This is a genomic window from Microbacterium resistens, from assembly GCF_021172025.1.
GTDB lineage: Bacteria > Actinomycetota > Actinomycetes > Actinomycetales > Microbacteriaceae > Microbacterium > Microbacterium resistens.
In genome coordinates this window covers 2,246,221-2,268,683 of sequence record NZ_CP082781.1, presented here as the reverse complement: position 1 = coordinate 2,268,683, position 22,463 = coordinate 2,246,221, and the positions used below count along the sequence as shown (strand labels likewise).

The window sequence follows — 22,463 nt, the reverse complement described above, 5'->3', positions numbered from 1 at the left end:
CCCGCCCGGCCCGGCATCGCGCCGGAGAAGGGCTGCGTTTCAGAGAGCGCTGACGTCGTGGCCCGCGGGCAGCACCACCAGGAGCGCTCCGGGATCGATGCGGCATCGGATGCGCACGGCCGCGCCGAACTCGTCACCGTCCAGCTCGATCGGCGCGGGCTCCTGCGCGGCGGCCTCGGCCGCCTTGCCGCTCAGGTACCGGATCGACCGGCTCTGCCCGGCCAGCTCGATCATCCGGCGCCCTGCCTGCGTGCGGCGCAGCACCGAGTTCTGCCACCAGACCGTGCGCCAGACGGCCAGCCACCCGAAGGGGCCGCTGGGCTGGATGACGGCGACGTCCAGACCCCCGTCGGCGATCGACGCGTCCGGGATCAGCGAGATGCCGGCGGGGAGCGTGCCGCAGTTGGCGAACAGCATGCTGTGCACCTTGACCGAGTGCAGCTTGGCGTCGTCCACCGCGTAGACCACCCGGAACGGCTTCGCCCCGGCGAGCGAGCGCGCCGCACCGTCGACGTAGGCCACCCAGCCGACTGACTTCTTGAGATCGGGGCGCGTGTTGGCGATCATGTCGGCGTCCAGACCGATCCCGGCCAGCACGACGAACGCGTGCTCGCTGGTCGTGGTGTCCGGGCGGGTGATCTCGGCCCACCCGATATCGACCGGGTGGACGTCGCCGCGGAACACGGCCCGGATCATGCCGAGCGGATCGTCGAGCGGGAGGGCGAGGTTCCGCGCGAGGAGGTTGCCGGTGCCGCTCGGGATGATCGCCAGGGGCACGCCGGTCCCCGCCATGGCCTCGGAGACGGCGCGGACCGTCCCGTCGCCGCCCGCGACCAGCACGGCCGACGCCCCGCCGGCGAGCGCCGTGCGGGTGGCCTCCTGGCCGGGGTCCTCGACGCTCGTCTCGAGGATCGCCGGCGGCGCCCAGCCCATGGACGCGGACATCGACTGGAGCATCGTGCGCAGGCGCGGCGCGTCCGCTTTGACGGGGTTCACGACGAGCGCGGCGTGGGAGCGCGGGCGGTCGTCGGTGGTCACAGCGCCAGCATACGTCGCGGGGCGGCGGGGCGGGGCGGCGGGGCGGGCGGCCCGATCGGGCGTCCTAGACTTGAGGGGTGATCGATCTCGCGCTTCTCCGCGACGAGCCGGAGCTCGTCCGTCAGTCCCAGGCCGCGCGCGGAAACGCGCCGGAGACCGTCGATGCGGCGATCGAGGCGGATCGATCCCGCCGCCAGGCGCTGGCGGCGTTCGAGGAGCTGCGCGCCGAGCAGAACGCCTTCGGCAAGCAGGTGGCCGCCGCGCCCAAGGAGGAGAAGGCTGCGCTGGTCGCGCAGGCGAAGGACCTCGCGGAGCGCGTGAAGCAGGCCCAGCACGCGGCGAACGAGGCGGCGGCGACGGCCGCCGAGGCGCTCTCGCACATCGAGAACATCGTCCTGGACGGCGTCCCCGCCGGTGGCGAGGACGACTTCGTGGAGCTGCGCCGCGTCGGCGACATCCCGACGTTCGACTTCGAGCCGCGGGATCACCTGGAGCTCGGCGAGCTGCTGAACGCGATCGACATGGAGCGCGGCGCCAAGGTCTCCGGCGCGCGGTTCTACTTCCTCCGCGGGGTCGGCGCCCGGCTCGAGATCGCGCTGATGAACATGGCCCTGGACAAGGCCCTGCAGCACGGTTTCACGCCCATGATCGTCCCGACCCTGGTGCGTCCGGAGATCATGCAGGGCACCGGCTTCCTCGGGGAGCACGCCGACGAGGTGTACCGCCTCGAAGCGCAGGACATGTACCTCGTCGGCACGAGCGAGGTCCCCCTCGCCGGCTACCACAAGGACGAGATCGTCGATCTGTCCCGCGGGCCCCTCCGCTACGCCGGCTGGTCGACCTGTTACCGCAGCGAGGCCGGCTCGTACGGCAAGGACACCCGCGGCATCATCCGCGTCCACCAGTTCAACAAGCTGGAGATGTTCGTCTACACGACGCCGGAGGAGGCGCAGGCCGAGCACGAGCGCCTGCTGGCGATGCAGGAGGACATGCTGACCGGACTCGGCCTCGCCTATCGGGTGATCGACACCGCGGCGGGCGACCTCGGCTCCAGCGCCGCGCGCAAGTACGACGTGGAGGCCTGGGTCCCGACGCAGGGCACGTACCGCGAGCTGACGTCGACGTCGAACTGCACGACCTATCAGGCGCGCCGGCTCGACGTGCGCCACCGCACCCTGGACGCCGACGGCAAGCCCGGGAAGACGCAGCCCGTCGCGACGCTCAACGGGACGCTGGCGACCACGCGCTGGATCGTCGCGATCCTGGAGACGCACCAGCAGGCGGACGGCTCCGTCCTCGTGCCGGAGGTCCTCCGCCCCTATCTCGGAGGCCTCGAGGTCCTTCGTCCCGAGGGTGCGGACGACGGTGCGGGGGAGACCGCATGACCCGGCCCTGGCTCATCGGCCTCGACATCGACGGCACGATCCTCCTCGAGGACGAGACCCTCAGCCCGGGCGTCGTCGACGCGGTGGCCCGGGTGCGCGACGCCGGCAACGAGGTCACCCTGGCCACCGGGCGCAGCTGGATGGCGACCCACCGATACCTCGACGAGCTGGCGATCACTCCCGAGTTCGTGGTGTGCTCCAACGGGGCGGTCACGATGCGCCGCACGGGGGACGGCTGGGAGCGTTGGCACGTCGAGACGTTCGACCCGTCCAAGGTCCTGGCGCTGCTGGGCGAGCGCCTGCCGGACGCGCGGTACATGGTCGAGCTCGGCTCCGGGCAGCGCCTGTTCACCGAGCACCTCGACGACTGGACGCTCGACGGCGGCCGCGAGGTCGCGTTCGCCGACCTGTCCGCGGAGCCGGTGTCGCGCGTCGTCGTGGTCTCGCCCGGCCAGGACGAGGCGTACTTCCAGCGGATCGTGGAGGAGGCCGGGCTGAACGAGGTCTCCTACGCGATCGGCTGGACCGCGTGGCTCGACATCGCGCCGCAGGGGGTCGACAAGGGGACCGCCATGGAGCGCGTACGGGCACGACGCGGCATCGACGGCGACCGGGTGTTCGTGGCCGGGGACGGCCGCAACGACATCGGGATGTTCGGCTGGGCCCGCGACCTCGGCGGACGCGCCGTGGCGATGGGGCAGGCGCCCGAGGAGGTCAAGGCCGCCGCCGGCGAGGTCACGGACGACGTCGTGCAGGGCGGCCTGGCCCGCGCGCTGTCCTCGCTGGTCGACGCCGCCGCGGCGACCCGGGGCTGAGATCACGGCGTGACCGCGGAGCGCGTCCAGGGCTCCCCCAGGTGAGCCCGCCATCATAAGAGGATCGGTCCAGACCGCCTTCCGCGCGTCGACTAGACTCGACGCCGATCGGTTGTGGGGATTCCCGCAGTCGAGGAGGGTTGTCCGAGCGGCCGATGGAGCTGGTCTTGAAAACCAGTGGGCAGAGATGTCTCGTGGGTTCGAATCCCACACCCTCCGCTGGGTCTGAACGGCCGCCCGGAGGGTGGCTGTTCAGACGCACGATGGCTGAGCGGGATTCGAGAGGAGAACCGCCGCAGGCGGGTCACCAGCTCCCACACCCTCCGCAGGATCGAAAGGCACTGAGTGAGCGCGACCTCCCGATCGCGGCGACCCGTCGCCCGGCACGGCCAGCTTCGCCGACCCACCGCTTTGTCCCAGCTGCTGAAGATCGTCGGCGTGGCCATGGCGGTCGTGCTCGTCAGCGGCTTCGGCGTCGCCGCGTACGTCCTCTACGACCTGCAGTCCACCCTCTCCTCGAACGCCGTCGCGCTGGACGGGCAGGAGTCGGTCCCGCCGGACATCGGCGAGCTCAAGGGCGGCATCAACATGCTCGTCGTGGGCACGGACGCCTGTGAGGAGTCCTTCTCCGGTCTCTTCGGCCTCCGCTGCGAGGAGGACGACGGCGGGGAGCGCAACGACGTCAACATGCTCCTGCACATCTCCGACAACCCGCGGCGCGTCACGGTCATCACGCTCCCGCGCGACCTCATGGTCCCGGTGCCGGAGTGCACGGATCCCGAGGGCAACACGACGTCGGCGATGTGGAAGCAGCCGCTGAACTCGACCTTCGAGACGGGCGGGCTCAACTGCGTCGTCAAGACGGTCTCCGAGCTGACCGGCCTGGACATCCCGTTCGCCGCCAAGGTCACGTGGGGCGGCGTGATCGAGATCACCAACGCCATCGGCGGCGTGGACGTCTGCATCGCGAACGGGCTGACCGACGAGTACACGAATCTGAACCTGCCTCCGGGGATCAACACCCTGCAGGGGTACGAGGCGCTGCAGTTCCTGCGCACCCGCTACGGCGTGGGCGACGGGAGCGACCTGGGCCGCATCTCGAACCAGCAGGTGTACATGTCGTCGCTGGCCCGCAAGCTCGTCAGCGACGAGGTGCTGTCGAACCCGGCGACGCTGCTGAAGCTCGCCCACACCGCCCTCGCCAACGTGACGCCGAGCGAGTCGCTGACGAACCCGATGCTGCTCGTGCAGATCGCTCTCGCCGTGAAGAACGTGCCCTTCGAGGACATCAACTTCGTGCAGTACCCGGTGTTCACGGATCCGGACGACCCGAACAAGGTCGTGCCGGACGAGGAGACGGCGGACACGCTCATGGCGGCCCTCGAGGCGAACGAGCAGATCGTCGTGACCGGGACGAACGACGGCGTCGTCAACGCCGACGGGACCACGGGCGAAGCGCCGCCGACCGAGGGGACCGGTGAGATCCCGCCCACGGACGGCGACACCACCCCGGGTGACGGCGAGGAGATCGGCGAGACCGCCCCTCCGACCACGCCCGGCGTCGTCACCCTGCCGCAGGGGGTCGTGGGCCAGTCCGCGGCCGACCAGACCTGCTCCAACGGCGTCGGCTACGCGGGGGAGTGACCCGCGCCGATCAGCGCGGCAGGTAGCGGACCGGCCTCGCGGCGGCGGCCACGCGGGCGCGCAGCTCCTCCAGCGAAGAGGCGGACCCGTCGAGCGCACGTGCCTGCACGAGGACGTTCCCGAGCGCCGTCGCCTCGACCGGACCCGCGAGCACCGTCGTCCTCGAGCGGTCCGCCGTCGCCTGGCACAGCAGCGCGTTGAGGGCGCCGCCGCCGACGAGGTTCACCGTGTCGATCCGGCGGCCGGTGAGCTCGGCGACGACCCGGAGGGTCCGCGCGAACGCCTCGGCGATGCTCTCGACGATGCTGCGCACGAAGGCGCCGCGCTCGGCGGGCGGCTCCGCACCGCAGCTCCGCAGCAGGGCCGTGATCCGCGCCGGCATGTCGCCGGGCGCGCCGAGCGACGGGTCGTTCGCGTCGAAGAGGGGGACGGGCGCGGTGACCGCCGCCGCCTCGCTCAGCAGCGACGACAGGTCGAGCGCGGCGTCGTCCTCCTGCTCCCACGCGCGGACCGTCTCGCTCAGCAGCCAGAGCCCGGTGACGTTGTGCAGGAAGCGGATCCGTCCGTCCACACCCAGCTCGTGCGTCATGTTCTCCGTGCGCGCGGCCTCGGTGAGGATCGGCGCCTCGATCTCCACCCCGACCAGGCCCCACGTGCCGCAGGAGATGTACGCGGACGCCGGTGATGCGAGCGGGGCGGCCACGACGGCCGAGGCGGTGTCGTGGGATCCGACGGCGATCACGGGGAGCTCGGCGGCGCCGATCCGCGCCGCGATCTCCGGGCGGAGCCGGCCGAGCACCGTTCCCGCGTCCACGAGCGGCGGGAGCACGCGACGGGGGATTCCGAGCCGCTCGGCGAGGTCGTGGTCCCACTCCCTCGTCCGCACGTCGAGCAGGCCGGTCGTGGAGGCGTTGGTGCGCTCCGCGGCGCTCGCCCCGGTGAGCCGGTGGGCGAGGAGATCGGGGATGAGCAGGGCGGTGTCGGCCTCGGGGAGGCGCTCGTCGGCGCGGTACTGGTAGAGCGTCGTGAACGGCAGGAACTGCAGGCCGTTGCGTGCATACAGGTCCGGGAACGGCACCCGGGCGTGCACCGCCTCGACGCCGCGCGCGGTGCGGGCGTCCCGATAATGGAACGGCTCGGCGAGCAGCTCGTCGTCGCGGAGCAGTCCGTAATCGACCGCCCAGGAGTCGATGCCGATGCTCTCGATCTCCGGCGCGCGTCGCACGGCCTCGGCGAGCCCGTCCAGCACATGGGCGAAGAGCGCCTCGATGTCCCAGTGCAGGCCGTCCTCGCGTGCGACGGCCCCGTTGGGGAAGCGGGCGACCGGCTCCAGCTCGAGGACGCCCGGCCCGACACGGCCGATCATCACCCGCCCGCTCGTGGCGCCCAGGTCGACCGCCGCCACCGTCCGCATCGTCATCGCAGGAAAGCCGCGGCGACGCCCGAGTCGACCGGGATGTGCAGACCCGTGGTGCGGCTCAGCTCCGGCCCCGTGAGGACGTACACGGCGTCCGCGACGTTCTCAGGGACGACCTCGCGCTTGAGGATCGTGCGGTCGGCGTAGAACTGGCCCAGGTCCTCCTCCTTGACGCCGTAGGTGGCGGCGCGGTTGGCGCCCCAGCCGGACGCGAAGATGCCGGAGCCGCGCACCACGCCGTCCGGGTTGATGCCGTTCACGCGGATGCCGTGCTCGCCCAGCTCGACCGCCAGCAGCCGCACCTGGTGCGCCTGGTCGGCCTTCGTGGCCGAGTACGCGATGTTGTTCGGGCCGGCGAAGACGGAGTTCTTGGACGAGATGTAGATGATGTCCCCGCCCAGCCTCTGGTCGATGAGGATGCGTGCGGCCGCCTGGGAGACGAGGAAGGAGCCCTTCGCCATCACGTCGTGCTGCAGGTCCCAGTCCTTCTCGGTCGTCTCGAGCAGCGGCTTGGAGAGCGAGAGGCCGGCGTTGTTGACCACGAGGTCCACGCCGCCGAACGCGAGCACCGCCTCGTCCAGCGCGGCCTGGACGGCCTCTGCGTCGGCGACGTTCGCGGCGACGCCGATCGCGACGTCCGCGTTCCCGAGCTCGGCGGCGGCTGCGCGCGCCTTGTCGAGGTCCAGGTCGGCGACGATCACGCAGGCGCCCTCGGCGGCCAGCCGTGTGGCGATGGCCTTGCCGATCCCCGAGGCCGCGCCCGTCACGAACGCGACGCGCCCCTGGTGCGTCTTCGGCTTCGGCATCCGCTGGAGCTTGGCCTCCTCGAGCGCCCAGTACTCGATGCGGAACTTCTCGGCATCCGAGATCGGAGCGTACGTCGACAGCGCCTCGGCGCCGCGCATCACGTTGATCGCGTTGACGTAGAACTCGCCGGCCACCCTCGCGGTCTGCTTGTTGGCGCCGTAGGAGAACATCCCGACCCCGGGCACGAGGACGATGAGCGGGTCGGCCCCGCGGATCGCCGGGGACTCGGCGGTCGCGTGCGCGTCGTAGTACGCCTGGTAGTCGGCACGGTACTCGGCGTGCAGCTCGTGCAGGCGCGCGATCTGCTCGTCGGCGGACGCCGTGGCCGGGAGATCGAGGATGAGCGGCTTGACCTTGGTGCGCAGGAAGTGGTCGGGGCAGGACGTGCCGAGCGCGGCGAGCGCGGGGGCCTTCTCGGAGGCGAGGAAGTCGAGGACGACATCGGCGTCGGTGAAGTGCCCGAGCATCGGGCGGTCGGTGGACGCGATGCCGCGGATGGTCGGTGCGAGCGCGGCGGCCCGGGCACGGCGCTCGGCGGGGGCGAGGGCCTCGAAGCCGGGGCGCACGGCGCCGAACGGCTGCGGTGCGCCGTGCTCGGCGATGTAGGCGGTCGCCGTCTCGATGATCCGCAGCGAGTTCGCCTCGGCCTCCTCGGAGGACGCTCCCCAGGCGGTGATGCCGTGTCCGCCGAGGATGCACCCGATCGCCCGCGGGTTCTGCTCCTTGATCGCCGCGATGTCCAGGCCCAGCTGGAAGCCCGGGCGGCGCCACGGGACCCACACGACCTCGTCCCCGAAGATCTTCGCAGTCAGCTCCTCGCCGTCGGCGGCCGTGGCGATCGCGATCCCGGAGTCGGGGTGCAGATGGTCGACGTGGGCGGCGTCCACGAGCGCGTGCATCGCGGTGTCGATGGACGGCGCTGCGCCGCCTTTGCCGTGCAGGCAGTAGTCGAACGCGGCGACCATCTCGTCCTCGCGATCCACGCCCGGGTAGACGTCGACGAGCGCCCGCAGGCGATCCATGCGCAGGACGGCGAGACCCTGCTCGGTCAGCGTGCCGAGGTCGCCGCCCGAGCCCTTGACCCACAGCAGCTCGACGGGCGCGCCCGTCACGGGATCGGTGTCGGAGCCCTTGGCGGAGGTGTTCCCGCCGGCGTAGTTGGTGTTCCTCGGGTCCGCGCCCAGGCGGTGGGACCGGGCGAGAAGGGCGGCGGCGGTGGGGTTGGTCATGAGTGTGGTGTCCTCGTTGTGGGTGTCGGGTTTCGCATCGTCGGGGATCGAGGGGCTTCGGTCCCCGGGCTCAGGCGCCCCAGCCGGCCTGGGCGCCGCCGACGCGCTCGGCGGCGATCCGCTCGGCGTAGCCGGAGGCGGCATAGGCGGCCATGGGGTCGGCGGGGAGGCCGCGGGACTGGCGCCATTCGGCGAGAGCGGGGCGCACGTCCGTGGCGAAGGCGTCCATGAAGACGGCGTTCGCGCCGAGGACGTCCCCCGCCCGCTGCGCGGCCGCGAGCGCCTCGCGGTCCAGCAGCAGCGCGCGCGCCGTCATCTCCTGGACGTTGAGCACCGAGCGGATCTGCCCGGGGATCTTGTCCTCGATGTTGTGGCACTGGTCGAGCATGAAGGCCACGTCGGCGTTGTTGAGCGCGCCGCCGCGGATCACCTCGACCAGGATGCGGAACAGCTGGAACGGATCCGCCGCGCCGACGATCAGATCGTCGTCCGCGTAGAAGCGGCTGTTGAAGTCGAACGATCCGAGGCGGCCGAGGCGCAGCAGCTGCATGACGATGAACTCGATGTTCGTCCCGGGGGCGTGGTGGCCGGTGTCCAGGCACACCATCGCCTTCTCGCCGAGCGCGACGACCTGGGCGTAGCTCGTCCCCCAGTCCGGCACATCCGTGTGATAGAACGCCGGCTCGAAGAACTTGTACTCGAGCACGAGTCGCTGGTCGTTCCCGAGGCGGTCGTAGATCTCCTGAAGAGAGTCGTGCAGGCGGTCCTGCCGGCTGCGCATGTCGGCCTGCCCGGGGTAGTTGGATCCCTCCGCGAGCCAGATCTTGAGGTCCCGGCCGCCGGTCTGGTCCATCACGTCGATGCAAGCCAGGTGGTGGTCGATCGCCTTCCGGCGGACCCGCTCGTCCTCGTGGGTGAGGGCGCCGAGCCGGTAGTCGTCGTCCTGGAACGTGTTGGAGTTGACCGTCCCGAGGGCGACGCCGTGATCCTCCGCGTGCCGGCGGAGGTCGGCGAACGAGTCCACCGTGTCCCACGGGATGTGCAGCGCGACGGTCGGGGCGAGGCCGGTGTACGCGTGCACCTGGGCGGCGTCGGCGATCTTCTCGTACGGGTCCCGCGGCGTGCCGGGGCTGCCGAAGACCTTGAAACGGGTCCCGGAGTTCCCGAACGCCCACGAGGGGAGCTCGATCGCCTGCTTCTCCAGGGCGCTGAGGACGTCGGAAGGGAGTGCGGTCATGATGCGGTGCTTTCTTCGCTGCGGAGGAGGCGGACGGTGTGGGTTCCGGGGCCGAGGTCGTCGTCGACGTCGACCCGCCAGCCCGGGCCGGCGTCCAGGCGGGCGCGCACGCCGATCGGGATCTCGACGGTCAGATCCGCGTCGGCGTCGCGGCGGCGCCAGTCCACCGCGATGCGCCCGGCCGGCGCGTCCACGTGGGCGCGGCAGTGGTCGAGGGGGCCGTCGAGGTCGGGCGAGATCCGCGTGACCCGGTAGCCGGGCTCGATCGCCTCGATCCCGGCCTGTCTCCGCATGATCCAGTCGACGACGCAGCCGAAGGCGTAGTGGTTCATCGACATGCGCTCGACGGTGCCGTCCTCGTGCACGGCGTGCCAGGACTCCCAGATGGTGGTCGCGCCGTGGTCGACCTCGTACAGCCAGGACGGCGCGGTGTCCTGCGTGAGGAGCGTCCGGGCGAGGTCGCGGTGGCCGTTGTCCCACAGCACGTCCAGCAGGAAGGGCACGGAGACGAACCCCGTGTCGAGGTGGTCGCCGGCGGCGTGGACGAGCTCGACCAGGCGCTCCACGACGCGCGGGCGGATCTCGGCCGGGACGGCGTCGAAGGCCAGCGCGAGGACCGCGATCCCCTGCATGTCCGGTCCGATGCGCCCGTCCTCGCCCACGTACTCGGCGGCGAAGGCGGCGCGGACCGCGGCCGCCTGCTCCCGGGCCCGCGCGGCGGTGTCGTGCTCGCCCAGCGCGGCGGCGCTGGCCGCGTACAGGTCGAGCGAGCGGATCTGGAACAGCGGGCCGGTCAGCTCCGCGGTGAGCTGCGGAGCGAGCATGATGGCAGAGAACTCGTCGAGCCCCGCCGCCTCGGGGCGCGAGCCGTCCAGCGTCGACGGCGCGAGCCAGTCCCCGAAGTTCGGCTGGCCGTTCCACAGCAGGCGGTGGCGGGCGAGCACCTCCTCTGACGCGGTGTCGGGATCGATCCGGGAGGGATGGGTCGCCGCCGCGTCCGCGGTCTGGTACTCGACCCACGCCCGCATCGCGTCCAGGTTGTCGCGCAGGAACCGCGGGTCGCCGTAGTGGCGGTACAGCTCCCAGGGTGCGATGGTGATCGCGTCCGCCCACCCGGCGGCGGCATGGATGCCGCCGAGCCCCGCGTTCGGGCGCGTCGGGTCGTCCATCGCCGGCGGCATCGGGACGATGATCGGCACCACGCCGTCGTGGGCGGCCTGGTCCACCCGGACGTTGCGCAGCCAGCGCTCCAGGAACGCCGCGACGCCCATCAGCGTGGCGGCCGTCGGCACGAAGATCTGCAGGTCGCCCGTCCAGCCGGCGCGCTCGCGCTGCGGGCAGTCGGTCGGGACGGCGAGGAAGTTGGACCGCTGCGACCACACCGTGTTCTCCACGAGGCGGTCGAGCCGCGGATGGGAGGACGTGAAGGACGCGGTGGCCTCCAGGTCGTTGGCGATGACGACCGCCGTGAAGTTCGCGGGATCCGGGGTCCCCGGGTAGCCGATGAGCTTGACGTATCGGAAGCCGTGGAAGGTGAACAGCGGCTCCCACTCCTCGCCCTCCGAGCGCCCGGCCAGCACGTACTCGTCCGCCTGGTCCTTGTTGACGCCGAGGATGTTGTCCAGGAAGTTCCCCTCCGCGTCCACGACCTCCGCGTGCTCCAGACGGACGACGGTGCCGCGCTCGCCGCGGACCCTCATGCGTACGCGCCCGGCCAGCACCTGGCCGAAGTCGACGACGGTCTCGCCGGAGGGGGTCGTGAGCACGGCCTGTGCGGGAAGCTCGCGGACGCGGCGGATCGGCTCTCCGACGAACGGGACGAGGGGCACCTCGACGGGAACGAGCGCGCACGGCGCCCCGTCGGCGAACGCGTCGTCGCCGTCCGGCGTGTCCCACCCGTCGATCTCCGCGCGGGCGTCGTGGCGTTCGCCGATGAAGATGTCGGACCAGTCGATGGGGCCGCGGACACTGCGCACGCCCTCGTCCGGGCGGATCACATGCTGCGATCCGTCGGCGAGGTCGATCTCCAGCCGCCAGGTCGCGCGCAGGACGTCGCCGTACTGCGCGCTGCGCCCGAGGATCGAGATCCGCCCGGCGTACCATCCGTCGCCCAGGATCACCCCGAGCACGTTTCGGCCGGGACGCAGGAGCGCGGTGACGTCGTGGGTCATCACGGAGATCTCGTGCTGGTAGCTCTCGTAGCCGGGGGCCAGCAGACCGTCGCCGGCGGGGCGGCCGTTCACGGACGGATGGTGCACGCCCTGGCTCGTGATGCGCAGTCGAGCGGACACCGGCGCGGACGGCAGGTCGAAGCTCTGCCGGAGGTACCGGGGCGGGTGCAGGCGGTCCCCGGGCGGCGTGGCCGTGTCGGCGGCGGCGAAGACCTCCGGCCCCAGCTCCAACGGGCCTTCGACGAGGACCGGCTGCTGCGGGGGCTCGACCCAGGCGGCGTCCCAGTCGGCGAGACCGATCCCGAAGGTGCTCGAGGCGGTGGCGACCGTGCCGTCGTCGCCGCGCACGGAGAGGTCCCAGCGGTACTCGGCGCCGGGCTCACCGCTGAACCCGGCCAGCTCCGCGGCGGACTCGGCGGAGTCGAGCCAGTCGGTGTCGTGGACGGTCTCTCCGTCCCGGGCGCGGGTGACGCGGATCCGATGCGCGCGCGGCAGGATCCGGGTCCCCTCGGCCGAGAGGCGCCAGGTGAGCCGCGGGCTCGTACGGCGCAGGGCCAGCGGGCGCACGAGGTGATCGGCCCGCAGGTCGGTGAGGAGGAGAGGCATCGACGGCTCCTTTGCTCTGAATCGATTCAAGCCTGAGATGAATGTAATGCGGAAGGTCGAAGGGGGTCAAGTCGGTCAGAGTGGCGTGAGCGCGAGGCGTCAAACCTCTTCCTCGAGACTGGTTGTGAATCGATTCATTCCCTGCTAGCGTGCAGTCACCCTCCCGATTCGCCCGGCGCCGGAACCCCATCCGGCGTCACCGACCGGGCCGCTCGCGTTCACACGCTCACGTTTATTCACACGCTCACGTTCAAAGGAGAACCATGGCCGTCGAAGCTCCCGCCGTCCGCCGCCCCAACCCGTGGTGGGTCGGCATCGTCTGCGGCATGGCGTCGTATATCGACGCGGCGACGATCGTCGCGACCGGCATCGCCCTCGTCATCTACCAGCACACGATCGGGATCACGCCCGAGCAGATCGGCATCCTGTCCGGAGTCCTGACCCTCGGCATCGCCGCCGGAGCGGTGTTCGGCGGCCGCCTCGGCGACCTGCTGGGCCGGCGCCGGGTGTTCCTCGCCACGATGGTCCTCGTCATCATCGGCATCGCCCTGCTCGTCTTCGGCGACAGCTTCCCGCTGCTGCTGGCCGGCGTCATCCTCGCCGGGGTCGGGACCGGGGCGGACCTCCCGGTGTCCCTGTCCACCATCGCCGAGGCGGCGACGGAGAAGAACCGCGGCGCCATCATCGGGCTCTCCAACATCCTGTGGGTCGTCGGCATCCTCGGAACCGTGATCATCTCGACGATCGCCGGCGGATGGGGGCGTCTGGGCGGTCAGCTGCTGTTCGCGCAGGTCGGCGTCATCGCCGTCCTCATCTTCCTCGCGCGCCTGACCATCCCCGAGTCCCCGTCGTGGCTCGCGGCGCGGGACGAGCGCCGCCGGGGCGTCGCGACGATCCGCGCGGACCGCGCCTCGGTGCGGGATCTGCTGCGCCCGCCGTACCTGGCCCCGTTCGTCGCCCTGCTGGTCTTCTACACGCTCACCAACGTCGGCGCGAACACGGGCGGCCAGTTCGGCACCTACCTCGCGGTGAACGTCGCCGGGATCTCCGTCGAGACCAACTCCGCGCTGGGCCTCCTGACGTTCCCGATCGGCCTGCTCTGCGGCCTCTGGTTCATGCGCATCGTCGACGGCGCACACCGCATGACCTACTTCACGATCGGAGCCGTGATCCTCCTGCTGGGCTACCTCACCCCGGCCCTCCTCGGGTTCTCGCTGCCCACGATCGTCGCGATGAACGTCTTCATGGGAATCGGCGGGGCGTTCGCCTTCGAGGGGATGATGAAGGTGTGGACGCAGGAGTCGTTCCCGACGCTGCTGCGCACCACCGCGCAGGGGAGCATCATCGCCGTGGCGCGCGTGGTCGCCGCCCTGCTCGCGTTCGTGACGCCCTCGCTGGTCGCGGTCAGCCCGCAGGGGCTCTACGGCGTCCTGAGCGCGGTGGTCGCGATCGGGCTCGTCGTCGCCCTGCTGGCCTTCCGCGGCCAGCGCCGCAACCAGTTCGAGGAGGAGGCACGGCGCGATCCGGAAGCGGCGACCGCCGCCGTGCCGACCCCTCAGCCCTGACCGCGCCCGCCCGTCGCCCCGAACAAGGAGATCCCCGCATGACGACCCCCCTCGACGCCGCCGCCTTCCTCACCGCGCCCGCCCCGCGCGACCGGGCCATCCGGTTCACGCGGGACGTCGAACCGGCTCGCCCTCGGGCCGAGGTCCGCAAGGCCGAGCTCGTCGCCACCGCACTGGGCGTGTACGAGGCGAGCATCGATGGCCGTGCCGTCTCGTCGTCGGTCCTCGATCCGGGGTGGAGCGCGTACGAGTGGCGGCTGCCGTACCAGACCTGGGACGTCACCGACCTCGTGCGCGACGGCAGCGGGCCGATCCGGCTCGGCCTGCACCTCGGCAACGGCTGGTACCGCGGGAAGCTGGGCTTCGAGGGCGCGGACATCGACTACGGCGACCGGATCGCCGTCTGCGCGGCCCTCCGCCTCACGTTCGCGGACGGCTCCGTGCAGAGCGTCGAGACCTCGGAGGGCGGCTGGGCGGCCCAGGGGTCCGAGACGACCCGCAACTCCCTCTACAACGGGCAGACCATCGACGCCCGGCTCCGGGGCGGCGGAGGCGGCGAGGCCGGGGAGACCCTGCCCGGAGAGACCCTGCCTGGGGAGGCGCTGCCCGTGGAGGCGCTGGCGGTGGACCGCGCGCGACTGGTCCCGCAGAGCGGTCCGCCCGTGGTCCGGCACGAGGCGATCCGCCCGGTGAGCATCGACCGGTCGCCGTCGGGACGCCTTCTCGTCGACTTCGGGCAGAACCTCGTCGGATGGATCCGGGCGCGCGTGCGCGGCCCGCGGGGCACGGAGGTCACGATCCGGCACGCGGAGGTCCTCGAGCACGGCGAGCTCGGCACGCGACCGCTCCGCGCCGCCGAGGCCACGGACGTGTTCGTGCTGTCGGGCGGGGACGACGTCTTCGAGCCGACCTTCACGTTCCACGGCTTCCGCTATGCCGAGGTCGAGGGCTGGCCGGGCGAGCTGACGGCGGACGATCTCGAGGCCGTCGTGGTGCACTCGGAGATGCGCCGCACCGGCTCCTTCTCCTGCTCCGACCCGCTCGTCGACCGCCTGGTCGAGAACGTCGTGCAGGGGCAGCGGGGCAACTTCCTGAGCGTGCCGACGGACTGCCCTCAGCGCGACGAGCGCCTGGGGTGGACGGGCGACATCGCGGCGTTCGCGGCGTCGGCGGCCTTCGTCTACGACGTCGCGGACTTCCTGGACGACTGGTTGCGCGATCTGCGGGCGGAGACCGAGAACGCTCCCGATCGGTTCGTCCCGATCGTCGTCCCCGACGCGTTGAAGTACGCGCACTTCGGCGAGGACTTCGCGTTCCCCGAGATGGGGCCGACGGCCGTCTGGGGCGACGCGGCGGTGTGGGTGCCGCAGGCGCTGTGGCACGCGTACGGGGATCGGGACCGGCTCGCCGCGCACTATCCGGCGATGGTCCTGCATCTCGAGTCGGTGCAGCGGATGCTGTCGCCCGACGGGCTCTGGGACCGGGGGTTCCAGTTCGGCGACTGGCTCGACCCCGATGCGCCGCCGGAGAACCCCGCGGCGGCGAAGGCCGATCCGCACGTCGTGGCGACCGCGTGCCTGTACCGCTCGGCGTCGTTCGCGGCGGAGGCGGCGGCGGTCCTCGGGCGGGCGGAGGACGCCGAGCGATGGGCGGACCTCGCCGAGCGGACGCGGACCGCCTTCCGCGAGAACTACGTCGACGGCGGGCGGATCCGCTCGGACTGCACCACCGTCTACGCGCTCGCCATCTGCTTCGGGCTCCTGGAGGAGGAGGACCGGGTGCGGGCCGGGGACCGGCTCGCGGAGCTGGTCCGACAGGGCGGCTATCGGGTGACCACCGGGTTCGCGGGCACGCCGTTCGTGACTTGGGCGCTGTCCGAGACCGGGCACATCGCAGACGCCTATCGGCTGCTGCTGGAGCGGGAGTGCCCGTCGTGGCTGTACCCGGTGACGATGGGGGCGACGACGATCTGGGAGCGGTGGGACTCGATGCTCCCGGACGGGTCGATCAACCCGGGGGAGATGACGAGCTTCAACCACTACGCGCTCGGGGCCGTCGCCGACTGGATCTTCCAGGTCGTGGGAGGCATCCGTCCGGCCGAGCCGGGATACGCCCGGATCCGGATCGAGCCGGTGCCGGGTCCGGGGCTGACCTGGGCGCGGACGCGGTACGCCTCGCGGGTCGGCGACATCGAGGTGTCCTGGCGGACGGACGGGGATCGGTTCGTGCTCGACGCCGTGATCCCGGACGGCGTCCCCGCGGACATCGTGCTGCCCGACGGCACGACGCATGAGGTGGTCGGCGGGGAACACCGTTTCACGGCCTGACCTGCGTCGCGCCGCGAGTCCGGCGGGCGCTGGGCGGACCGTACGGTCCGGCGCCCATGCCCTAGGCTCGCTGTGCGAGAAGGGGGCGCGATGGCGGTGAGCGTGCGTGAGGTCGCCGAGGACGCCGGGGTGTCGGTCGGGACGGTGTCGAACGTGCTCAACCGCCCCGAGCGGGTCTCGGCGGACACGGTCGCGCGTGTCCACGCGGCGATCGAGCGGCTCGGCTACGTCCGCAACGACGCCGCGCGGCAGCTGCGCGCCGGCCGCAGCCGCACGATCGGACTCGTCGTGCTCGACATCCGCAACCCGTTCTTCGCCGAGGTCGTCCGCGGCGCGGAGGGGCGCGCCGAGGAGCACGGGCGCAGCGTGCTGGTCGCCAACAGCGACGAGAAGGCGGAGCGCGAGGCGACCCACCTCGCGCTGTTCGAGGAGCAGCGGGTGTCGGGCGTGCTCATCACGCCGGTGGGAGACGCGACGCCGCTGCTCGGCCGGATGCATCAGCGCGGCATTCCGTCGGTCCTGGTGGACCGGCGCTCGAGCGACCCGCGCTTCGCCTCGGTGTCGGTGGACGACGGAGAGGGCGGGCGCATCGCGGCCGCGCACCTGCTGTCCCTCGGTCGCCGACGACTGGCCTTCGTGGGCGGACCGCTGACGCTGCCGCAGGTCTCGGACCGTCTCAGCGGTGCGCAGTCCGCCGCGGCCGAGGCGGGGGCGGCGATCGAGTTCCTCGCCACCCGTGCGCTGACCGTGGAGGAGGGGCGTCGTGCGGGGGAGCTCCTGCTGCAGCGCGCGCCCGCGGAGCGGCCGGACGGCGTCTTCGCGGCGAACGACCTCGTCGCGCTGGGGATCCTGCAGAGCATGGTGATGACCGGGGGCGCTCGCGTTCCGGAGGACCTCGCCCTCATCGGCTACGACGACATCGACTTCGCGGCGGCCGCCGTGATCCCGCTCTCCTCGGTGCGCCAGCCCGCGTCGCTCATCGGCGCGACGGCCGTCGACCTCCTGCTCGGCGAGGGGGAGGGGCTGGCGGAGCCGGTCCGGTACCGGCCGGAGCTGGTCGTCCGCGCATCCACCACCGGGCGCTGAGCCCGGCGATCCGGGCGCGGATGTCGCTCAGCGCGCGTCGTCCGACGGTTCCTCGGCCTCGAGGAGCCGTGCGTCCGGGGCATGCGACGCCGCGTAGGACATCAGCTTCTCGAGGATCTGCATGAGCTGCGCGTACTCCTTCGCCGTGAGGGCGTGGAGCAGCTCCGACTCCTTGGCGTTGCGCGCGAGGAACGCCTCCCGATAGACCTCCTCGCCGTGCGGCGTGACGGCGTGGAGCACCGCCCGGCCGTCCTTCGGGGAGGGCGTGCGCGAGATCATCCCGTCCACGATCAGGGTGCGCACCGCCGAGGAGACCGCGGCCCTGCTCATCCCCGAGTAGTCGGCGATCTGCGCCTGTGTGAGAGGGCCGGCGAGCATCAGCGTCAGCAGGATGCGCTGACCCGCCGTGGAGGGGGCGCGATGGTCGGCGAGGCCGGATCTCGCGAGCTCGCTGAGGGTGCCTGTGGCCCGCCGCAGCCGCATCACGAGGCGGGACGCGTCGGCGTCGACGCCGGGGAAGTGCTCGCCGAGGACGCGGTAGGCGTAGTGGGTGAACCACCAGTCCGCGAGGACCGGATCGTGTCGCGGCTCGCCGTTCTCATCTGTCCAATGGACGCCGCTCGTGGCTTCGCCGTCTTCCAACGGACCTCCCTGTCTCGGTGCCCATGCTGACACAGCCTCGGTATCGAGCATAACTAAACAAAACAAAGTCTTGACTAAATTGCGGACCCGTGTCGATACTGAGGGCGAAGCCACTCATGGGCTGCGAAGGAGGAGAACCCATGCAATTCCCCCGTACGACGAGAACCCTGGCCGTCCTGTCCCTGGTCGCGCTGGCGCTCACCGGCTGTGCCGCGGGCGGCGCGGGCGGAGCCGACGCCGACGACGCCGGCGACGAGACGGCGCCCGCGTTCGCGCTGCCGACGGACATCCGGACCCCGACCGGCGAGAAGGGACAGTTCGCCGATCTCGTCCCCGCCGACGAGGACGGCGTCTGGATCGCCGCCGGCTCCGGGCAGGTCGCACCGCTGCAGTACGTCCCCGAGGGCGGGGACTCGATCATCGGCATCGTCGCCGACCTCACCGCCGAGTACGCGCACCGCCTCGGCCTGGAGCTGAAGATCGAGCAGGTCTCCGGCGGCGGCACGATGCCGGGCGTCGAGTCCGGGCGGTACGACGCCGCGCTCGCCGCGGGCGACTTCGCGGAGCGGCGGACGACCGTCAGCTTCGTCGACATCCTCAAGGGCGGCACCGCGCTGCTCGGCAGCGCGCTCGCGCCGGCCGACATCAGCGGCGTCGAGGACCTCTGCGGCCACTCGCTCGCCGTCACCATCAGCTCGATCCAGCAGACGCGTGCCGACGAGGAGAACAAGGCCTGCACGGACGCCGGCAAGGACCCGATCGACATCCAGGCGTACGACTCCGTGCAGGCCGCGGTCCTCGCCGTGCAGTCGCAGCAGGCGGAGGTGGCGTGGTCCGACATCTCGCCGATCAACGTGATCCTCGCCGAGACGCCCGGGCAGTTCGAGCTCGTGGGCGACCTGATGTGGTACGCCCCGTACGGGGTCGCGATCGCCGCCGACCGCGCCGACATGGCGGAGGCCGTCCGCGCCGCCCTGCAGAGCATGCTCGAGGACGGCACCTACGCCGAGATCCTCGAGCGCTGGGGCAGCGAGAGCCTGGCGATGGACGAGATCGAGATCAACGGATCCGAGTTCTGATGACCACCGTCGCGGAGAAGACGCGGACGGGCCCTCCGGAGCCGGTGCTGGCCACGCCGCACATCGGCCGCCGGCGTCTGTCCTGGTGGATCTGGGGCCTGGTCGGAGCGTTCGTCCTGGTCGGTGTCGTGCACTTCATGGTGACCACGCCCGGGTGGCAGTGGAACCTCGTCGGGGAGTACCTCTTCAAGGAGGAGATCCTCCGCGGGGTCATGAACACGATCTGGCTGACCCTGCTGTCCGCGGTGACCGGACTTCTCGCCGGAGGCGTCGTCGCCTACCTGCGGATGTCGGAGAACCCGGCGCTGAAGGCCGCAGGGACCGTGTTCATCTGGCTGATGCGGGCGATCCCGGCGCTCGTCGTCCTGCTGTTCATCTTCTTCCTGGGCGCGCTCGTCCCGCAGCTGACCATCGGCATCCCCTTCACGGACATCGTGTTCTTCTCGGTCAAGACGAACGACGTGATCAACAAGTTCACCGCCGCGCTGATCGGGCTGACCCTGATCCAGGCCGCCTACGTGGGGGAGATCTACCGGGCCGGGATCCTCTCCGTGCCGAAGGCGCAGTACGAGGCGGCCGGGGTGATCGGGATGACGAAGGCGCGCGCCATGCGGCGGATCATCATGCCGCAGGCGATCCGGGTCATCATCCCGCCGCTGAGCAACGAGCTGATCACGCTGTTCAAGAGCACGTCGCTGGTGTCGGTGATCGGCTTCACCGAGCTGCTGACCTCGGTCCAGCTCGTCTACGGGCGGACCTACCAGACGATCCCCATGCTGCTCGTCGCCTGCCTCTGGTATCTCGTGCTCACGAGCATCGCGATGGTCGGCCAGAGCGCGCTCGAACGCCACTACTCGCGGGGATTCGTCCGTCGATCCAAGCTCAAGGCCCCGGAGGTGCCGGCATGACCGAGACGATCCTCACCGTGCGCGGCCTCGTCAAGGAGTTCCACGGCACGGCGGTGCTCCGCGGCGTGGACCTGGACCTCGCGCGGGGACAGGTGGTCAGCATCATCGGGCCTTCGGGGTCCGGGAAGTCCACCCTGCTGCGGTGCCTCAACCAGTTGGAGGAGACGGACGGCGGAGAGATCCGTCTGCGCGGCGAGCGGCTCGGCATCGAGACCGTCCGGGGGCGCCTCATGCGGGTCCGGGAGCGGGACGTGGTGCGCCAGCGCCGCCCGTTCGGGATGGTGTTCCAGCACTTCAACCTCTTCCCGCACATGACCGCTCTCGCGAACGTCTCGGAGGGACCGGTGCAGGTGCTCAAGGTGCCCCGTGCCCAGGCCGAGTCCGCCGCGAGGGAGGAGCTCGCCCGAGTGGGGCTGTCGGGGCACGCCGGGCATTACCCGACGGAGCTCTCCGGCGGCCAGCAGCAGCGGGTCGCGATCGCCCGGGCGCTGGCGATGCGCCCGGAGATCATGCTCTTCGACGAGCCGACCAGCGCCCTCGACCCCGAGCTCGTCGGCGAGGTCCTCGACGTCATCCGAGGCCTCGCCGCGGAGGGCATGACCATGGTGGTCGTCACGCACGAGATGGAGCTCGCCCGCGAGATCTCCGACGTCGTTGTGGTGATGGACGCCGGACAGATCGTGGAGACCGGTCCACCCGACCAGGTCTTCGCCGCACCGCGCTCGGACCGCACCCGGCGGTTCGTCGCGAAGCTCATCGCCGCACAGCAGGCAACCGACAAGGAGAACGCATGAACACGGCAACCATCGGCACGACGGACATCGAGGTCTCCCGGCTCTCGCTGGGCTCCTGGTACACCTACTCGCGGCTGAGCTTCGAGGCCGGGGTGGACCTGGTCCGCAGCGCCCTGGATCTCGGGATCACGTTCTTCGACGTGGCGTACTACCGCAACTCCCCGCACACCGAGATGATCTTCAGCCGGCTGATCCGCGAGGCGGGCGCGCGCCGTGAGGACTACCAGCTCGCCGAGAAGCTTTGGTACTTCAACTATCCGTCGGAGTCCCTCAGCGACCAGACCGACCGCATGCTGCGCCGGGTGGACGAGGAGTATGCGGACGTCCTCATCATCGAGCACCCCCGTCCCGGGATGAGCGTGGAGAAGCTCGTCGACGAGGTCACCGAGGTCGTCGACAGCGGACGCGCCCGGTGCTGGGGCGCGCTGAACTGGGTGCCGGAGGACCTGCTCGCCGCGCACGAGCACGCCGCCTCGATCGGCAAGCCCGGGCCGCAGCTCGCCCAGCTGAAGTACTCGATCGTCCGTCGCAACGTGGTGGAGGACCAGTACCGCGAGGTGGTCGCGCGCACGGGGATGAGCATCCACGCGTCCGACACCATGGAGGGCGGCATCCTCGCGGGGATCCTGGAGCCGGAGCGCCACATCGGGATCGACGTGGGCGACATCCGGGCCCAGATCAAGGCGACCGTGCCGGCCATCGTCGAGGCGGCGGAGGGCCTCGGGATCACGCCCGCGCAGTTCTCGCTCGCCTGGTGCCTGACGAACCCGCAGGTGGCGTCGCTGCTGTTCGGCGCGACGCGTCCCGAGCGGCTGCGGGAGAACGCGGAGGCGGTGCGCATCGCCGCCGAGCTCGGCGACCGCATCCGCGAGGCGGCGGAGGGGCTGGGGATCGACGCGCACGCGCTCGACGCCCCGTACACCCACGACCGCGCGCTGATCGGCGACTACGTCGCCTGACCGCCCGGGCGGTCCCCCGTCCGGACGGGCGGGTCATCCGATCGCACGGGCGGGTCATCCGATCGCACGGGTGAGGATCGCACGGGTGAGGAGAGGGTCCGTGACGCCGAGCGTCGCGGACCCTCTCGCGCGTCGGTCGGGCCGTGCGCGTCCGCGGACGGTTCGCGACCTCGCCTCGGAGCCGTTAGGATGGTCAGGCGTGTCCGTTCCTCGGAGCGGGCGCACGGAGACGTCGCATAGTCAGGCCTAGTGCACCACCCTGCTAAGGTGGAGTCCCCTCACGGGGACCGAGGGTTCAAATCCCTCCGTCTCCGCCAGTCGGGAGTAGGGCTCGCAAGCGGCCTCGTTGAAACGGGAACGAATCTCGTTGACAGTCTGCGTCGCGGTCACGTCACGCGCAGGACTGCGGTTCCGTACGGTGCGAGTGCGACGGTGGTGATCACGTCGCCGTCCAGCGACCTGAGGGTTCCGTTCAGTCTGGGGACGACGCGCGCGTGCTCGGCATGTTGGCTGACGAACACGGCGTACCGAGAGCCGTCCGTGTGTGTGAGCGTATCCACGAAGACCTTCGGATCGTTGACGGCGATCGGCCTTCGTACCCCGGCGACGACGGCCAAGGCGTCGTAGAGCCGGGCCGTGTCTTCGGGGTTCACCCGGGCGTTCACTGCCGCGAGGTATTCGAGTGGATAGGTGCCGAGCACCAGGCGTCCTTCCCCGCGCTCCTGGACGACGAGTGCCGGACGCCCATGGGCGT

At 71.3% G+C, this 22,463-nt stretch carries 17 protein-coding genes and 2 tRNA genes; 12 read left to right on the top strand and 7 right to left on the bottom strand.

Features of this window, described 5'->3' with window-relative positions:
- Window positions 1-39: 39 nt before the first annotated feature.
- Window positions 40-1,038: a diacylglycerol/lipid kinase family protein gene (locus tag K8F61_RS10800; RefSeq protein WP_231819035.1), complete on the bottom strand. Its 999-nt coding sequence runs from the start codon at window positions 1,036-1,038 to the stop codon at window positions 40-42.
- Window positions 1,039-1,115: 77 nt separating this feature from the next.
- Here K8F61_RS10800 and serS point away from each other — a divergent pair, with 77 nt between their 5' ends.
- From serS to K8F61_RS10780, 4 genes are all read left to right on the top strand, one after another.
- Window positions 1,116-2,423, top strand: coding sequence for a serine--tRNA ligase (gene serS / locus K8F61_RS10795; protein WP_067242846.1), 1,308 nt, complete (start codon window positions 1,116-1,118; stop codon window positions 2,421-2,423).
- Window positions 2,420-3,238, top strand: coding sequence for an HAD family hydrolase (locus K8F61_RS10790; RefSeq protein WP_231819034.1), 819 nt, complete (start codon window positions 2,420-2,422; stop codon window positions 3,236-3,238). Before serS ends, K8F61_RS10790 begins: the two co-directional genes overlap by 4 nt.
- Before the next feature lie 134 nt (window positions 3,239-3,372).
- A tRNA-Ser gene (locus tag K8F61_RS10785) sits at window positions 3,373-3,457 on the top strand.
- A 126-nt stretch (window positions 3,458-3,583) separates the two neighbouring features.
- Window positions 3,584-4,882, top strand: a complete 1,299-nt coding sequence (locus K8F61_RS10780; RefSeq protein ID WP_067242848.1) for an LCP family protein — start codon at window positions 3,584-3,586, stop codon at window positions 4,880-4,882.
- A 10-nt stretch (window positions 4,883-4,892) separates the two neighbouring features.
- On the opposite strand, the gene K8F61_RS10775 is transcribed toward K8F61_RS10780, so the two are convergent.
- From K8F61_RS10775 to K8F61_RS10760, 4 genes are all read right to left on the bottom strand, one after another.
- Window positions 4,893-6,302, bottom strand: a complete 1,410-nt coding sequence (locus tag K8F61_RS10775; RefSeq protein ID WP_231819033.1) for a rhamnulokinase — start codon at window positions 6,300-6,302, stop codon at window positions 4,893-4,895.
- Entirely contained in the window at window positions 6,299-8,335 is a 2,037-nt protein-coding gene (locus K8F61_RS10770) for a bifunctional aldolase/short-chain dehydrogenase (RefSeq protein ID WP_231819031.1), read from the bottom strand. The genes K8F61_RS10775 and K8F61_RS10770 overlap by 4 nt, the downstream gene beginning before the upstream one ends.
- Before the next feature lie 70 nt (window positions 8,336-8,405).
- Window positions 8,406-9,572, bottom strand: a complete 1,167-nt coding sequence (rhaI, locus tag K8F61_RS10765) for an L-rhamnose isomerase (protein ID WP_231819016.1) — start codon at window positions 9,570-9,572, stop codon at window positions 8,406-8,408.
- Window positions 9,569-12,349, bottom strand: coding sequence for an alpha-L-rhamnosidase (locus K8F61_RS10760; RefSeq protein WP_231819014.1), 2,781 nt, complete (start codon window positions 12,347-12,349; stop codon window positions 9,569-9,571). The genes rhaI and K8F61_RS10760 overlap by 4 nt, the downstream gene beginning before the upstream one ends.
- Before the next feature lie 263 nt (window positions 12,350-12,612).
- Here K8F61_RS10760 and K8F61_RS10755 point away from each other — a divergent pair, with 263 nt between their 5' ends.
- The 3 genes from K8F61_RS10755 (at window position 12,613) to K8F61_RS10745 (ending at window position 17,327) form a co-directional block, all read left to right on the top strand.
- The gene (locus K8F61_RS10755; RefSeq protein WP_217996164.1) at window positions 12,613-13,914 is read left to right on the top strand and encodes an MFS transporter; all 1,302 of its coding nucleotides are present in this window, start codon (window positions 12,613-12,615) and stop codon (window positions 13,912-13,914) included.
- A 38-nt stretch (window positions 13,915-13,952) separates the two neighbouring features.
- Window positions 13,953-16,241: an alpha-L-rhamnosidase gene (locus tag K8F61_RS10750; protein WP_231819013.1), complete on the top strand. Its 2,289-nt coding sequence runs from the start codon at window positions 13,953-13,955 to the stop codon at window positions 16,239-16,241.
- A 90-nt stretch (window positions 16,242-16,331) separates the two neighbouring features.
- Window positions 16,332-17,327: a LacI family DNA-binding transcriptional regulator gene (locus K8F61_RS10745; RefSeq protein ID WP_219086343.1), complete on the top strand. Its 996-nt coding sequence runs from the start codon at window positions 16,332-16,334 to the stop codon at window positions 17,325-17,327.
- A gap of 27 nt (window positions 17,328-17,354) precedes the next feature.
- Here the strand turns inward: K8F61_RS10745 and K8F61_RS10740 are convergent, their stop codons facing one another.
- Window positions 17,355-17,969 carry a MarR family winged helix-turn-helix transcriptional regulator gene (locus K8F61_RS10740; RefSeq protein WP_067242893.1) on the bottom strand — a complete coding sequence of 205 codons (615 nt, stop codon included), beginning with the start codon at window positions 17,967-17,969 and terminating at the stop codon, window positions 17,355-17,357.
- A 140-nt stretch (window positions 17,970-18,109) separates the two neighbouring features.
- Between K8F61_RS10740 and K8F61_RS10735 the strand changes: the two genes are divergently transcribed.
- The 5 genes from K8F61_RS10735 to K8F61_RS10715 all read left to right on the top strand — a co-directional run bounded on the left by K8F61_RS10735 (window position 18,110) and on the right by K8F61_RS10715 (window position 22,026).
- Window positions 18,110-19,048, top strand: a complete 939-nt coding sequence (locus tag K8F61_RS10735) for a transporter substrate-binding domain-containing protein (RefSeq protein WP_231819010.1) — start codon at window positions 18,110-18,112, stop codon at window positions 19,046-19,048.
- Window positions 19,048-19,956, top strand: a complete 909-nt coding sequence (locus tag K8F61_RS10730) for an amino acid ABC transporter permease (RefSeq protein WP_231819009.1) — start codon at window positions 19,048-19,050, stop codon at window positions 19,954-19,956. Before K8F61_RS10735 ends, K8F61_RS10730 begins: the two co-directional genes overlap by 1 nt.
- A complete protein-coding gene (locus tag K8F61_RS10725; RefSeq protein WP_067242899.1) occupies window positions 19,953-20,750 on the top strand; it encodes an amino acid ABC transporter ATP-binding protein in 798 nt (265 codons plus the stop codon). Before K8F61_RS10730 ends, K8F61_RS10725 begins: the two co-directional genes overlap by 4 nt.
- Complete coding sequence (locus K8F61_RS10720) at window positions 20,747-21,709, top strand: aldo/keto reductase (protein ID WP_067242901.1); 963 nt, start codon at window positions 20,747-20,749, stop codon at window positions 21,707-21,709. The genes K8F61_RS10725 and K8F61_RS10720 overlap by 4 nt, the downstream gene beginning before the upstream one ends.
- A gap of 225 nt (window positions 21,710-21,934) precedes the next feature.
- Window positions 21,935-22,026, top strand: a tRNA-Ser gene (locus K8F61_RS10715).
- A 69-nt stretch (window positions 22,027-22,095) separates the two neighbouring features.
- On the opposite strand, the gene K8F61_RS10710 is transcribed toward K8F61_RS10715, so the two are convergent.
- On the bottom strand, window positions 22,096-22,410 hold the full coding sequence (locus K8F61_RS10710) for a hypothetical protein (RefSeq protein WP_231819006.1): 315 nt from the start codon (window positions 22,408-22,410) through the stop codon (window positions 22,096-22,098).
- Window positions 22,411-22,463: the final 53 nt, after the last annotated feature.